This window comes from Alkalihalobacillus alcalophilus ATCC 27647 = CGMCC 1.3604 (genome assembly GCF_000292245.2).
Taxonomy (GTDB): Bacteria; Bacillota; Bacilli; order Bacillales; family Bacillaceae_D; genus Alkalihalobacillus; species Alkalihalobacillus alcalophilus.
This window is the reverse complement of record NZ_ALPT02000006.1, coordinates 1-15,543: the sequence shown is the minus strand read 5'-3', so window position 1 is coordinate 15,543 and position 15,543 is coordinate 1. Positions and strand designations below refer to the sequence as shown.

Below are 15,543 nucleotides of genomic sequence, written 5' to 3'. Positions count from 1 at the left end.
AGGGAAAAGGATGAAAAAATTAACATCAATTTTGAAAAAACATCGTTCCTATCCAATTTCAAAAAAGGAAAAGTCTATTAACGAGAAGCAAACCTCACTTTCTATTTTTAAAGATATCCATAAAAACCAATGTTATATTAAGGAAAAAACAGGGTTTAGTGAAGATATCTTGTTTCGAACCTTTACTATTCAAGAGAAAGATCAGTTTGTTGTTGCAGTTAGTTATGTTTCAGATCTAAGTGATCAAACGTTTATTGAACAATTTATTAGCAATGTCATTATGAAGGATGTTAAAAGCTATTTAGAAAAGGAGGAATATCCTTCTCATTACAAACTTTTTCAATATTTACGTCATTATGCTCTGCCGATACATGATTTGACACAACTTGATTATATAGAAGATATGTTTGATTTTTTACTAACAGGTGATTTAATTATTTTTGTAGATGGAATTGCTCATTGTTTAGTTATTAGTGCTGAACAAAAAGAAGGCAGAGGGGTAGAAGAGCCCACATCGCAAACATTAGTAAGAGGTCCTAAGGATGGTTTTACGGAAGGTATTAATGTCAATAAGTCACTGATTAGAAGACGGATTAAATCACCAGACTTGTGGGTTGAAACACTAAATGTGGGCAGAAAAACGAAAACAGAGCTTGCTGTTATTTATTTAAAATCTGTTGTTAAAGATTCAATGGTTGATGAATTACGAAGTCGGATAAAAAAAGTTGATATTGATGGTTTACTTGAGGGAGGGCAGTTAGAAGAATATATTCAAGATGCTACTTATTCTCCTTTTCCAACACTATTAAATACTGAAAGACCTGATGCGGCGGCTTCTGCTATTTTAGATGGTAAAATTGTCGTCATTGTGGATGGCTCGCCTTTTGTTCTTATATTACCGGCAGTATTTGTTAATTTCTTTGAAACGAATGAAGATTATTACCAACGGGTCGACATTAGCATTGCATTACGCTTTTTACGTTATTTTTCTTTTTTTCTCTCTTTGCTTGTCCCAGCAACATTTATTGCCGTTACCACTTATCATCAAGAAATGTTGCCAACACCGTTATTAATCAGTTTGGCGGCTCAGCGTGAAGGCGTCCCTTTTCCGGCGATTATTGAAGTGTTTATGATGGAAATCACATTTGAAATATTAAGGGAAGCGGGTGTGCGTCTGCCTCGTGCTGTCGGCTCGGCGATATCAATTGTCGGCGGACTAGTTCTTGGGCAAACGGCTGTTGAAGCCGGCATTGTTTCATCGGCAATGGTCATTGTCGTATCCCTTACAGCTATAAGCAACTTTGTTTCGCCTTCTTTTAATATGGCAATCTCTGTTCGACTTTTACGTTTCCTATTTATTATTTTAGCTGGGGTTTTAGGGTTATATGGGATAATTTTAGGTTTAATTGCTTTAGTTCTTCATTTAACAAGTTTACGTTCTTTTGGTGTTCCATATATGACACCATTTGCTCCATTTATATGGAAAAACCAAAAAGATGCGTTATTTCGTTTTCCATTATGGTCTCTTCGGGAACGCTCATTATATATAACAGAAAAAAATCAAAAACGTGCCAATACAAAAAAGCCTGCACCACCAAAAGGAGCCAATTTGGAATGAGGGTCGCAAGAGGTACACTTGTTTATTTATGTTTGCTTTGTCTGCTGTCGGGTTGTTGGAGCAAAACAGAATTAAATGAAATTGGAATTGTAACTGCGATAGGAATAGACTTAATAGACGATGAGTACATCATTTCTGTCCAAATTTTGAATCCGTCTGAAATTGCCCAAATCGCTTCTTCTAATCAAATCCCGGTTTATGTTTATTCGATAAAAGCCAATTCCATTTTAGAGGCCATTAAAAAAATGAGTACGATCGTTTCACGAGAAATATATATTGCTCATACAAGAATGGTCATTATTGGAGAGGGATTAGCCGTAAATGGTATTAGCCATATTCTTGATTTTTTTACTCGTTATAATGAATTACGTCCTGACTTTTATCTTGTTATTGCTAAAGATTATCGAGCTGAGGAGATTATGAGTGTTTTAACACCGCTTGAAAAAATTCCAGCGAATAAAATGTATACTTCCATGATTCTTTCAGAAAGAATTTGGGCTCCGACACGTGGTGTACAAATTGATGAATTAATTAACACGATTTTATCGGAGGGAATGGAACCTGTTTTAACAGGGATAACCTTATATAAGAGTGGCGAGTCTGAGGGGGATTCTGAATCCAATGTTAAAAATGTGAATCAATATGAAGATTTACAGCTGACACCGTTTAGTGTGTTTCGGCAAGATCGTTTAATTGGTTGGTTAACTGAACAGGAAAGTAAAGGAGTAAATTATTTGAATGCCGATGTTATTTCTACTGTTGGACCGATTGATTGTCAAGAAGAGAATCGGAATTTCACAACAGAAGTGACAAGTGCAAAGGCAGATGTAATAAGTAAAATCGTCAGCGGAAAGCCTGTATTCTTAGTTAATATCACACTGGCAGCTGAATTAAAAGAAACTTCCTGTCAAATTGATCCTACTAATAAGGAATCGTTAAAAAAATATGAGCAGTTAATGATCAAAGAACTCCGTCATACTCTAGGACAAACTTTTGCAGCCGTTGAACATTATCAAACCGATTTTTTAGGATTAGGTAATCTGTTAAAAAGACAGCAGCCTTCTTATTGGGAAGAAAATAAACAAAATTGGCAAGAGCAATTATCGAAATTGTCTGTAGAATATCAGTTAGATGTAACGATTAAGCGGATTGGTACAACGACAAAGCCTTATCAGTTCGAGAAAATAGAAAATGGAAATTAATGACATGGTCAAAACGGTCTATCATTGTTACACTAAACGATTGTATAGGGTACGTGTGTATCATCAATTTATATTTGAATAAGGAGTCATTATTTTTATGGAAAAAGTTTTAGGAAATAAAAACGAAAATATTGAAATTTCGAGGCTGGTCCGCTCGAAAAAAAAGCGAATCCGTAACAAAGTGGCCAAGCGTTTAAATGGACAACTTGGAATGAATCAAGGAGAAAGCCTACCAAAAGAAGAGGAGTTTACGCCAAAAGCAAGCAACGAATCGGTATCAGTATCAGGGTTACCTGTAACTAAATTATTAAAGCTTGGCAAGGCGTTCTTTAAAGAACAAGAGGTTATTAAGTATTATTACACAGTGGGCAAAGAGCCTTTTTATAAAAATAAGGAATTATTAATTGAAACGATCGAGCAAGAAGCCGTGAAGTTACCAGTTTCAGAATACAACGATTTTATAAAAGAGCTTTCAAATGTAAAATAATAAGCAGACGCCTTTATTCCAAGATGAATGAAGGTGTTTTTTTGTACGAAAGGATAGGAATTCGTTATACTTGAGGAGAGATTTGAAAAAGGGGGAATGTTAAATGGAACGATTTCGTGCTTTATTAATTGATGTAGATGAAGAGACAAAAGAATTGAATAAAAAGCTTACCGAATTAACGATAGACGATTTACCTAGAGGAGAAGTGCTTATCAAAGTTCATTATTCCAGTGTCAATTATAAGGATGGCATGGCACTTTTAAACAACAATAAAGTAGTCACAAGTTATCCAATGATACCAGGGATTGATTTAGCAGGTACGGTCACGGCATCAGAAGACTCAAGGTTCACAAAAGGACAAGAGGTTATTGTGACAAGTTATGAACTTGGGACCGGACATTTTGGTGGTTATTCTGAATATGCACGAGTCCCAGCTGATTGGATCGTTCCATTGCCAGAGCAGCTTTCTTTAAGAACGGCTATGATATATGGCACAGCAGGCTTTACAGCAGCTTTGTCGATAAAACGATTGCTTGAAGAAGGTGTTACCAAAGAAGCTGGCCCTATTTTAGTAACTGGGGCAACTGGTGGAGTTGGCAGTATGGCCGTGATGATGCTTTATACTTTAGGATTTGAAGTTGTCGCTAGTACGGGGAAAGTTACTGAAGCAAATTATTTACAAAGTTTAGGGGCAAGCTCGGTTGTGAAGAGAAGTGAATTCTCACAGCAGGGAATGAAACCGCTTCAATCGGGTAAATGGCAAGCGGCTATTGATCCGGTTGGTGGACAATCATTAGCGAATGTATTAGCTCAATTGCGCTATGGTGGAACGGTTGCTGTTAGTGGTCTAACAGGTGGTGTTAAGATTCCGACAACAGTGATGCCATTTATCATTCGAGGTGTAAACCTTGTTGGCATTGACTCAGCCCAATACCCAATGGAAAAACGGCGAGAGGTTTGGCAGTTTATAGCGGAGGAATTACATGAAAATGAAAGAATAGAAAAAATCGTCACAGAGGTTCGATTGGATGAAGTGATCGAGACCTTAACCGCCATTACAGCAAATAATCATAGAGGAAGAACGATTGTTAAAATTTAATGATGGATGATGTTAAAAAGCTCCTAAAAGTTCTCTTTTGAACTTTTAGGAGCTTTTTAGTTTTCTGGGATTCGTACCGTAATTTGATAACTTTAAGGGACGAATTCATCTATAAACATATAAATTTTTTCCTAGTGGAACGATTAACCTTCTGTGGAAAGTAAATGCATAAAAATGGTCGTATTTGGGGGAACTTAATAAAAACAAACATCTGGAGGAAGAAAATGATTAGTAAAAATGAAATTACGATTAATCAAATTATCTTCATTTTCCTTCTTTCCATCGGTTTAGTAAATCATGTTCAGATGATTCCTTTATTATTGAATACATCTAGAAAAGATTCATGGATGGCCGTTCTGATAGCATTGCCTATTTGTATATTAATTGTCTGTGTTGTCGGCTTTCTTTTGAAAAAGGTGAATAAATTACATTTCCTTGTTTGGATAGAACGGAAATCCAACCGTTTTGTAGCTTGCGTTGTTGGGATCATCTTTTGGTGTATCTTTTTGTTGAATAGCTATTTAACTTCAAGAGGGGTCATTGAATGGACTCAAGTGACATACCTCAAAAAAACGCCGATTTTTGTGACGACACTCGTATTACTTGGTTTAGTTGTTTATTTAGTACAAAAAGGGTTACGAACGATAGGAATTGTTGCTGGGGTTTTGCTTCCATTTGTTGTATTAGCTGGTTACTTTGTTATGACGGCCAACTTTCAATTTAAAGATTATCAACTTTTAAGACCCTTTTTGACTACATCTATTACGGAGATTAGTTGGACAACGCTTTATGTTTTGAGTTCCACGATCGAGTTAATTTCCGTACTATTTATTCAACATAGAGCTAACCATCGTATAAAAACAAAGCATTTAATCTTATTAAGTTTTTTTCTCATCTCATTAACGATCGGACCACTGATGGGATCAGTTGCCGCTTTTGGACTCTTTTCGCAAACGATGCGCTATCCTGCGTTTGAACAATGGTTACTCGTTCAATTAGGTGATTATATATCTAATGTTGATTTTTTATCGATTTATCAGTGGTTATCAGGTGCATTTGTCCGGCTAGCCTTTGAGCTTTATTTGATGGGAGAAATATTTGCTTATGTGTTTAAGGTAAAGAAATTAATCTATTTTTATCTCGTTATGACGCTCATTTTGATTGGATTTACGGCATTTCCAGTCATTATTGTGATGGATGTTATTTCCTTTTATGAAGTCTATATGCCGACTCTTTTTATTATTTATATCGTTATGATTATCTTGTTTACTTTATTAACTTTTGTAACAAAATCGAAGGGAAGGGAGTCGATGTGAGAAAACTAAACAAAATCAAATCTTCTCGTAGTCAGGATGAGTCGGTTTTAGATGTTAGTGCGGAAATGTTTAATGAGCAATCGTTATCGGATTGGTCGATTGAAAAATTTAAAAAAGAATTGAAGGACGCAGAAGACTTTATCGTTGAGTCACATCAATACGAAAACATAGAAATTTGTTTTATCTACTCTGAAGCGATGATCGATAGAAAACAATTAAATGAATTTGTTTTTCCTAGTCTAGCTGAAATGATATATGAGAAACGTTTTTCTCAAATGTCCCTTATGAATGAGCTCGTGTTTACTAAAATCGATACCGATCTTTTGTTGTTTGAACGTTTATTAAATGGTGATTTAATTATATTGATTGAGCATGAACAATGGTTATTTTATCGGCGGATGTCAGATATCGCCAAACGTGAAACGGAAGAATCAGCAACAGAAATTTCCATTAAAGGTCCACGTGATGGATTTACAGAAGATCTGAATACAAATATATCTTTGTTAAGAAAACGCTTAAAAACGCCTTTGTTAAAAAACCGGACATTTGTTCTTGGGACAAAAAGTCAAACGGATGTCTCTTTAGTGTATTTAGATCAAACAATTAGTCCAAAGTTATTAGATACCGTCATTGAGAGTTTACAATCATGTCAAGTGGAGTATTTAGAAAGTAGTCAGCAGCTTGAAGAATATTTTGGAAATAATCGATTGTCTTTTTTTCCATTAGTCAATTATGGAGGGAGAGCGGATTTTCTAGCTCAAAGTTTAAGAAGAGGACGGTTTGGGATTATTATTGACGGTTCTCCGATGGCGTTAATTGCTCCAACTAATTTAACCGAGCAAATTAAATCTCCAGAAGATTTTTACCATCCTTATTATTTTGTGGCGCTTGAACGATTACTACGTATTTTTGGATTTTTTGTGTCGATTTTTTTACCAGGATTCTATATCGCTTTATCAGCTTATAATGTGGAACAAATTCCTCTCTATTTGTTGGCAACGATTACGAACTCTCGTTTTGGTATTCCTTTTTCGGCACCAATGGAAGCTTTTCTAATGATTTGGATGTTTGAAATTTTTCGTGAGGCAGGGGTGCGCTTACCAAAATCAGTCGGTCAAACGATTGCCGTTATCGGTGGGCTGATAGTTGGGGACGCAGCGATTCGAGCTGGTTTGACCTCTCCTACGTTGCTTGTTGTTATGGCGGTTTCAGCTGTTGCACAGTTTACTCTCATTAATCAATCATTATTAGGAACAGTTACGATCTTTCGACTTTTAGTTTTAATAGGCTCTTCTTTTTTAGGAATGTTTGGTTTTTTATAAGCCTTTATTTTGTTTTGACTTATATAGCCGGTTTAACTTCATTTGGAGTCGGTTATTTAGAGCCACTTGCTCCTATTACTATAAAAGAATGGGTGGCGGCGGTATTGGATAGGCCAAAAAGTTCTGATATAAAACCTTCTAGGATGTTAACAGAACAAAAGGATTGATAACGATGAAACGAATTATGAGAAGCAAATCTATTTTTGTTTTACTTATTATGCTTTTGCTTACAGGGTGTTGGGATTTAGTCGACATTCAAGATATAAATTATGTTGTAGCTGTCGGGCTTGATTATGATCCGGAAAGAGAAATTTATATTTCTTATGCTCAAATGCTTGACTTTTCTTTTGTTGCTAAACAGGAGCAACCCCCTGGTCAAGACCCTGTCGTTTATATCGGTAGAGGGGAGGGGAAATCGGTGAATATGTCGTTAACTAATTTGTATAAAACAGCCCAAATGAAGACATTATGGAGCCATGTGACGACGGTTGTTTTTACAGAGCGATTATTAGAGTCTGGAGTTGAAGAAGTCATCGATGGTTATACAAGATTTTCAGAAACACGACTTTCTCAATGGGCTTTTGCGACGAATGAGCCAATCGAGCAATTATTTGCAACCCCTGCCTTTTTTAATTTGTCCACTTTGTTAACATTGCTACACAAACCAAATGAAATCTTAGAACAGCGAACCTTTTCGTTAGCAACGCGGTTAAAGGATGTGGTCATTGAATTAACAGAACCAGCTAAAACCGTTCAACTTCCATCTTTAAAGATTAATACAACTCAATGGAAAAAAAATGAAGAAAGCGTTAATAAAATGGAATACGATGGAATCTACTTTGTGAAGGATAACGATTATAAAGGCTTTTTACCTTTAAAAGCTTATCAAGGAATGCATTGGGTAGATGAAAGAACGGAACGTTATCCGATTTATTTAGAAGAAAATGGGGAAGGAGTCGGTGTGTTAACAGTTGAAGGAATCAAGGTTAAGAAAAAGGCAGAGTTTGTGGCAGGTCAGCCTATCTATCATTTGGATATTAAACTTGAAGCACAGTTGTTAGAACTATTAAAGGAAATGGAAGATCATGAGGTGCAAAAAATAGCCGAAAAAATTGTGAAAAAGCAGGTGAGAGAGACTTTTCTGACCGGTGTAGAAAAAGAAATTGATTTGTATGGTTTAGAATTTGAAACGTATGTAAACCACTATCGCGAATGGGAACCTTTAAAAGAGGATTTTCCGTTGCAAGAGCAATTATTAGGAGAGATTAACGTGGAAGTTGAGGTCATACATTCAGGTTTATTGAAATTTAATCAGAGTGCAGAAGAAGCAACAAGGCATAAAAAAGAATAAAGGCTATCGAGCTTTCTTTATTTCATGTATAATAACGTGGTTATCGATTAATTAAGGTTGAAGGAGTTATACATGAAAACAACATTACCATTTCAAGTAGCTAAAAATGAGCAGTTTTTTGATAAATTATCTGATTATATAGGCGATGTCTTTTATGATTTATTGCCAGAGAAAGGCTTTGAATTACGAGATGAACAAATTTTTATGGCCTTCCAATTAGAACAAGCATTTAAAAATAAAAAAACGATTTTTGCGGAAGCTGGTGTCGGTACGGGGAAAACACTCGTCTATCTTTTATATGCGATCTGTTATGCACGTTATATGAGGAAACCAGCTATTATTGCCTGTGCGGATGAAACATTAATTGAGCAACTCGTCAAACCAAACGGAGATATTGAGAAATTAGAAAAGGCCCTTGGTTTAAAAATTGATGCAAGGCTTGCCAAAGCACGTGATCAATATGTTTGTGTGAGCAAGTTGGAAAGTATTGTGACGACAACAGATGACGAGGATATTAATCGAGTGCACGAACAAATTCCCTCTTTTGTTTACCAGCATACCCAATCGCTTGAGCGCTTTACACGTTTCGGTGATCGGAAGGAATATCCATGGTTATCAAATGAAAAGTGGGCAGAAATTGCTTGGGATCCGTTGCAACAATGTTCGACCTGTGATCTGCGCCATCGCTGTGGTCAAACATTAAATCGCGACTTTTATAAGAAATCGGCTGACTTGATTATTTGCTCTCAAGATTTTTATATGGAACATGTTTGGACGAAGGAATCGAGAAAGCGTGAAGGTCAATTGCCGTTGTTACCTGAAGCGAGTTGCTTAATTTTTGATGAAGGTCATCTTCTTGAATTTGCTGCCCAAAAAGGACTAACGTATCGTTTTCATTCACAGACATTAACGAAAGTGCTAACAGGTTATATGCAACAAAATGTTCGTGAAGAATCGCTCCTTTTAATTGAAGAAATATTATTGATTCATGATCAATGGTTTGATGAATTGCAGCAATCGGCGATTCATCATGAGGGATCGATTCGGGCTTATGTACCACGTTCAAACGAAATGTTGCAATTAGCAGCGAAGATGAATGGTTATGTGGAACAGTTATTAGATCAGCTCGTCTTTGATTCCGAATTGTTTACGATCGATGACTACCATGTCAAAATGATTGAGGAATATCTAGAATTTCTTTCATATGGGCTATCGATTTTACTTAAAGAAGATCATGGCATCTTTTGGTTAGAGCAATCGGAATATGAAAGAACTTTTGTGATAATGCCAAGACTAGTAGAATCGATTTTAAAAGAAGAAGTGTTCCAAGCAAACATTCCAATTGTATTTTCATCCGCTACATTATCAAGGAATAAAGACTTTTCTTTTATTGCTCAAAGTCTAGGAATTGAAAACTATGAATCGTTTGCTGTTGACTCACCTTTTGATTATGATGAAAAAATGAAGATTGAAGTGAAGAAAGCCTGTATAGAGGAAACGAAATGGCAAGAAATGAAACAAGCTCTATTAGATAATAAAGGACAGTCATTAATTCTATTTGCGAGTAAAGAAGAAATGAATCTTTTTAAAGCTTGGGCAAGCAAAGAAAGCTGGCCATTTGCTTTATTATATGAAGGAGAAAAAGAAATTAGTGTGACAGTCGAGCAATTCCAGACGGAAAAAGAAACCGTGCTTTGTTCCTATCATTTGTGGGAGGGACTTGATATACCAGGTGAGTCCCTTTCGCAGGTGCTCATGTCTTCCTTACCATTTCCACCTAAAGATCCTGTATTTGATGCGAAACGAAACCATACAAGTAACCCTTTTTCAGAAGTTGATTTACCGTATATGCTTTTACGTCTTCGTCAAGGTGTCGGGCGTTTAATTCGTACAGGGACGGATTCAGGCACGATTCAGATGTGGTTAACGGATAAAGAGCATCATGACTTATGGCCAATCATTGAGGAAGTGTTACCGACTAAAGTTAAGTCTCAATTATAGAATATAATTCCCTAGAAGATTGTAGAGGTCATCTAGGGTTTTTTTTATAAACATAATTATTTCCTCAACTTTCGCAGCGTATAATTGACCCTTAACTGTTGATAGAGATTGACTTTAGGGCGATACAATACTCAAATTGACTTTACATGAACAGTTCAATCGTTAACAGTCTGAATACATCTCTTCGTAGGCTGTTGAAGGAAACTGTTCACTAAAATGAAGAGCTTCGGCTGTCGCTCCCAAACAGACACTCCGCTCCTTGCCGAGAACCTCATGAGCCTCCTCAGCACGCTTGCGGGGTCTCATTGGACGGTTTATTCCTGCGGGAGTCTCCGTGTCTGTTTGTCCGCTAGATCATGGAATCGAATCTAGGTTCGGTTTTCTCATGGAATAAAAAAATAGTCATGACTTCAACGTACATGAGCTTGAGAATGATTTTTCTCCTTCCATGACTAATTCCATTACAGTTGTAAACCAATCCGTGTTGATGCTCTGTACGTTAGCTAGATGATCGAGCTTGTTTCGATTGGAATCCTGTCTTTTCATGACGGCAGACTTGGGAAAAAATAGGTGGCAATGATCTATTTAGTTCCATAACCAACAAAGTGAAAAAGAAGGTTCTTCTGCGTTAGAAATAGCTGATTGAGCATGGCCATATCATCAAGCCTCTCCACGACACTTAGCGGACAAAACCATACGGAGACTCCCGCGGGGAATAAACCGTGGAGCGAGACCCCGCAAGGCTTGCCGAGGAGGCTCGCAAGGTTCCCGCAGGACGCGGAGTATGGTTTTGGTAGCGACAGCCGAAGAGCATGGCCTATTTTTTTTTCTTGATGCACAGTTTATCCGTTTTGTGTGATAGTACGTTCTCGCTTTTCAAATGTGTCAAGGGCATTTGTTTAAGAGCTTCCCTTTCGCTCTGCCAACTAGTTGAACGGGTTTTCTCGATGCGAAAGTTGAGTTATTTCTATAAAACGTTTAAAATGTATATTTTTTCAGAATTTTGTTCAAAATTATGATACAATTTATTTACTAGTTATCCAAATTTATTGAGTGTTTTAATACAATAAAAAGAGAAGAGATTACAGTTACATATGGGAGGATTTAGGATGAGGTTCATTGCTAGTCTAATTATGATTGTCGGTTTGGCTTTTCTTATTTATGGTGGGTATGAAATCTTTCAATCGAGTCAAAAACAAAAACAATCCCTTGCTGAAGCGAACGAAGTATTAGCGATGGATCGGGATGTTGAAAATCCTATCTCAAGTGCAGAATCAATGGACATCAATGATGGTGATGTGATTGGATTATTAACGATTCCAAAACTAGAAAAGGATTTGCCGATTATTTCTGGAACAGAAGAGGAAGAGTTAGAACGAGGTGTTGGTCATTATAAAACGACGAAGTTACCTGGGCAAAATGATCAAATTTTGTTATCAGGACATCGAGATTCTGTTTTTCGTGGCTTTGGTGAACTTGAGATTGGTGATCAATTTATCGTAGAAATGCCATACGGTACGTTTGTGTATGAAATGTATGAATCTGAAATTGTTCCCGCAGACGATACGACCGTCATTCGTTCGATGGCCCCTGATGAAGTTCTGACATTGTCAACCTGCTACCCTTTTAATTTTGTTGGCAGTGCACCAGATCGGTATATTATTTATGCAAAACCTGTAGTAGAGTAAATTTCTAAAAACAAATCAATCACCTTTAAGAAGCGAAAACTCCACTTCTAAAGGTGATTTTTAAATTTATTTAGTTTCTCTATCTTTTCGGAAAGTGAATCTTTTTAAGACAGTCAGCGATTAATTTGTTAGAATAATAGATGTCTTTTAGTTTGATTGAAATAAATGGAACTTTGTTTGAATTTTTGGGGGTAAATAATAATGAAAAAGCGAGCTAACATCATTGGAGGAGCGTTAGTTCTTGTTACACTAACGGCTTGTGTTGATAGTGTCGAGGAACATCCAATGTATCCAGCAGGAGAACAAGAGTCAATCGAACATTCTTCGGAACAACTCTATTTAAATCAATTGGATTCAGAGCTAATTTATGTTTATGATGAGATGGAATATCGTGTTGAGGCTAGGCTCATTTCTCAGGAGACAACAGAAGGACCCGGTTCAGGTAATGATTTAACTGAAAATGTTGAATCTATTATTGTGCCACAAGAAGCAGTTGTATCTTCTAATGATGACAATAATATGCTAATTATTAATGGCCAAGGGTATAGTTATGCTTATGAATTAATAGAATCTAACTATATGGAAATGGCTAGTATCATTCAAACGTTTGAAGAATCGATTCAAAAATCAGAACCAAATTACCGAGTTTCATTAACCGATTTGCACTTCGGTGATTTTCCTGAAATAGCTGATTTTGATTATTTCACGATGGCTGATCGAGAGCATGAGAACATGTATATGCTCTTAAAAGAAGAAAACATCAACGACCAACTGTATTTACACTATGTCATTATAAGTATTGCCAATGACAATGTAAGGGATGAACTATTAAGGACGATCACATCGAGTATAGCGTCGATTAACTTAAGATAAACAATAATAGAAAACAAACAAAAAAACAGAAAATAAGACGGATGACCTAAGTCGATAAATGACTACTCCGTCTATTTTGTATGGTAGCCACCTTTTCTAACCTACATGAATTAGCATTCATAAGGAAAAGCATTAAGACCATATACTATTATTAGACCGTTAGTGAGGTGTTGACCTTGAAAAAAGAAATGAATGTTTGGGGACAAATGCTTGAGACTATATTGGAATTGATTGATGAAGCCATTCATGTTGTTGACCAAAATGGTGTGACGGTCTATTATAATCAAGTGGCAGCGAGTCATGACGGACTAACAAGGGAAGAAGTACTTGGAAAGCATCTACTAGACGTTTTCCCTTCGTTATCGGAAGATTCGAGCACTTTATTAAAAGTAATGAAAACGAAAAAAGCAATCTATCAAAAATCACAAACCTTTAAGAATAATAAAGGATTTACGATAGATACGATTAACACAACTATTCCATTATTTATTGAGCAGCAATTATACGGGGCGATAGAAATAGCAAAAGATATGAAACAGATCAATCAACTTTCTGAGAAAATTTTACAATTGCAACAAATGGATGATAACCGAAGAGATAAGAGAAAACAAACAAAGGAACTTAAGTTATCAGAATGGAACGACATTATGACCAATGATCCGACCATGAAAGCTCAGATGCATATAGGGAAAAAAGCGGCTGAAACCAATCATCCAATTATTGTTTACGGTGAAACTGGAACAGGTAAAGAGCTTTTTGTGCAAGCGTTACACCGGCAATCGAAGCGAAAAAATGAACGTTTTATCGTTCAAAACTGTGCTTCCTTACCGAGTAGTTTACTAGAAAGTTTATTATTTGGTACAACCAAAGGTAGCTTTACAGGGGCGGTCGATAGAAAAGGCCTATTTGAATTAGCTCATAAGGGTACTCTTTTTTTAGATGAAATCCAATCGATGCCATTAGACTTTCAAGCGAAGATTTTAAGGACGATTGAAGATGGTTTTATTCGAAGAGTTGGTGGAACAGAAAGTTATCGGGTTGATGTAAGAATCATTGTGGCTATGAATCAACACCCTCTAGAATGTGTGGAATTAGGATTATTAAGACAAGATTTATATTACCGACTTTCCTTATTTTTAATTGAATTACCGACTTTAAAGGAAAGAACGAACGATATTCCGATTTTAGTCGATTATTTTTTAAAAAAAGCCAATCGTCCGACAGCAAAACTGGATGTGAGTACGCTTCATTTACTGCAATCTTATGACTGGCCAGGAAATATAAGAGAACTTCGCCATGTGATTGAATATGCATTAACGATGTCAGAAGAAGATGCAATTAGTCTTCACCACCTACCACATCATCTTCAAAAGAAAATCAGCTCAATATCAGTAGAAAAGAAAAGCTCTCAAACACTTAAGGATAAATTGGTGATGGAGGAAATGAGTTATATTAAGGATGCTTTAAAGGCGACTGGAGGAAATATTAAGCAGGCTGCCAATCACTTAGGTATTCCTCGACAAACACTTCAATACAAATTAAAAAAATATCAATCTAATGACGAACGGAAAAAAGGAGGAAGGCCGAATGATTAGTGTTGCAACAAAAGAAAAGGTACGGAATGAATGTTTTCAAGCAGAACTGTATATTGATCATGCCAATGAACGTATCCGGGTCGATGAATTTCGTGGAGACCCAAAAAAACTTCTTATTGAACTTGAACAAATGAGGCAAGAAAAACCATTCACTAAATTAATTATTTATGCGAAGCCAACACAATGGCAACGCTTATTGCCATTAGGGTTTGAATTGGAGGCGATTTTTAAAGGGTACTTTAATGGGGTTGATAATTATGCAATGTGCCGCTTTTTTACGAATGAACGTAAAAATTGTGGCGATTGGATCGCAGAAGATCAAATTATGGAAGGTGTGTTGAATAAACCGATTTCAAAAGGAAATAAAGATTTGCCACCTGGTTATCAACTACGTCGGGCGAATCAAGCAGACATTGAAGCATTAGCTAGCTTTTATGCTCGGATTTTTTCTAGTTATCCGGTTCCGATTAGTGAACCCGCTTATTTACAAAAGTTGATGTCAGCTGGGGCGATTTTTTATCTTGCAACTTTTGAAGCTGAAATTGTTTGTGCTGCTTCAGCTGATGTTAATGCCGTGTTTCATAATGCTGAAATGACCGATTGTGCAACTGACCCCGCCCATCGTCAATACGGTTTAATCAAACATTTAATTAAATTAATTGAAAGGGAGTTATATTCAGACCGAATCTTATCGACTTATTCAATTGCACGGGCAAACTCTTTTGGAATGAATTCCGCTCTCCATCAATTAGGTTACGAATATCAAGGAAGGCTAACGAATAATTGTTTTATGGAAGGGGCCTATGAAAATCTAAATGTTTGGGTGAAAAATCAGCATTAAAAAGGCTCACTTTTAGGCAGTTAACTGCCTGAACTGCCTAAAAGTTGGCACTAAGTTTAACGAGACTAATAGAAAGAACCGCTCCCCACGGGTTATTCCGCCTTTATTTCATCTTGGCATAGATATTGCAAAGTATCTGGTTATAGAGAT

At 36.4% G+C, this 15,543-nt stretch carries 12 protein-coding genes; all 12 read left to right on the top strand.

Features of this window, described 5'->3' with window-relative positions; translation table 11 throughout:
* Positions 1-10: 10 nt before the first annotated feature.
* On the top strand, positions 11-1,618 hold the full coding sequence (locus BALCAV_RS02565) for a spore germination protein (protein ID WP_003324761.1): 1,608 nt from the start codon (positions 11-13) through the stop codon (positions 1,616-1,618).
* Positions 1,615-2,820 (top strand): Ger(x)C family spore germination protein, encoded by a 1,206-nt coding sequence (locus BALCAV_RS02560; RefSeq protein ID WP_003324760.1) that lies wholly within the window; start codon positions 1,615-1,617, stop codon positions 2,818-2,820. Before BALCAV_RS02565 ends, BALCAV_RS02560 begins: the two co-directional genes overlap by 4 nt.
* 97 nt (positions 2,821-2,917) lie before the next feature.
* Entirely contained in the window at positions 2,918-3,307 is a 390-nt protein-coding gene (locus BALCAV_RS02555; protein ID WP_040323422.1) for a hypothetical protein, read from the top strand.
* Between the two features lie 103 nt (positions 3,308-3,410).
* Positions 3,411-4,406 (top strand): oxidoreductase, encoded by a 996-nt coding sequence (locus BALCAV_RS02550; RefSeq protein ID WP_003324259.1) that lies wholly within the window; start codon positions 3,411-3,413, stop codon positions 4,404-4,406.
* A 224-nt stretch (positions 4,407-4,630) separates the two neighbouring features.
* Positions 4,631-5,722 (top strand): endospore germination permease, encoded by a 1,092-nt coding sequence (locus BALCAV_RS02545; RefSeq protein WP_003324260.1) that lies wholly within the window; start codon positions 4,631-4,633, stop codon positions 5,720-5,722.
* Positions 5,719-7,044: a spore germination protein gene (locus tag BALCAV_RS02540; RefSeq protein WP_052044328.1), complete on the top strand. Its 1,326-nt coding sequence runs from the start codon at positions 5,719-5,721 to the stop codon at positions 7,042-7,044. Before BALCAV_RS02545 ends, BALCAV_RS02540 begins: the two co-directional genes overlap by 4 nt.
* A gap of 172 nt (positions 7,045-7,216) precedes the next feature.
* Entirely contained in the window at positions 7,217-8,395 is a 1,179-nt protein-coding gene (locus BALCAV_RS02535) for a Ger(x)C family spore germination protein (protein WP_003324263.1), read from the top strand.
* Between the two features lie 72 nt (positions 8,396-8,467).
* Positions 8,468-10,396, top strand: coding sequence for an ATP-dependent DNA helicase (locus tag BALCAV_RS02530; protein WP_003324264.1), 1,929 nt, complete (start codon positions 8,468-8,470; stop codon positions 10,394-10,396).
* Between the two features lie 1,109 nt (positions 10,397-11,505).
* Positions 11,506-12,084 carry a class D sortase gene (locus BALCAV_RS02525; RefSeq protein WP_003323866.1) on the top strand — a complete coding sequence of 193 codons (579 nt, stop codon included), beginning with the start codon at positions 11,506-11,508 and terminating at the stop codon, positions 12,082-12,084.
* A gap of 201 nt (positions 12,085-12,285) precedes the next feature.
* Positions 12,286-12,957, top strand: a complete 672-nt coding sequence (locus BALCAV_RS02520; protein WP_003323865.1) for a hypothetical protein — start codon at positions 12,286-12,288, stop codon at positions 12,955-12,957.
* A gap of 188 nt (positions 12,958-13,145) precedes the next feature.
* Positions 13,146-14,552, top strand: a complete 1,407-nt coding sequence (locus BALCAV_RS02515) for a sigma-54 interaction domain-containing protein (protein WP_040323432.1) — start codon at positions 13,146-13,148, stop codon at positions 14,550-14,552.
* Positions 14,545-15,393 carry a putative beta-lysine N-acetyltransferase gene (gene ablB / locus BALCAV_RS02510; RefSeq protein WP_003323863.1) on the top strand — a complete coding sequence of 283 codons (849 nt, stop codon included), beginning with the start codon at positions 14,545-14,547 and terminating at the stop codon, positions 15,391-15,393. Before BALCAV_RS02515 ends, ablB begins: the two co-directional genes overlap by 8 nt.
* Positions 15,394-15,543: the final 150 nt, after the last annotated feature.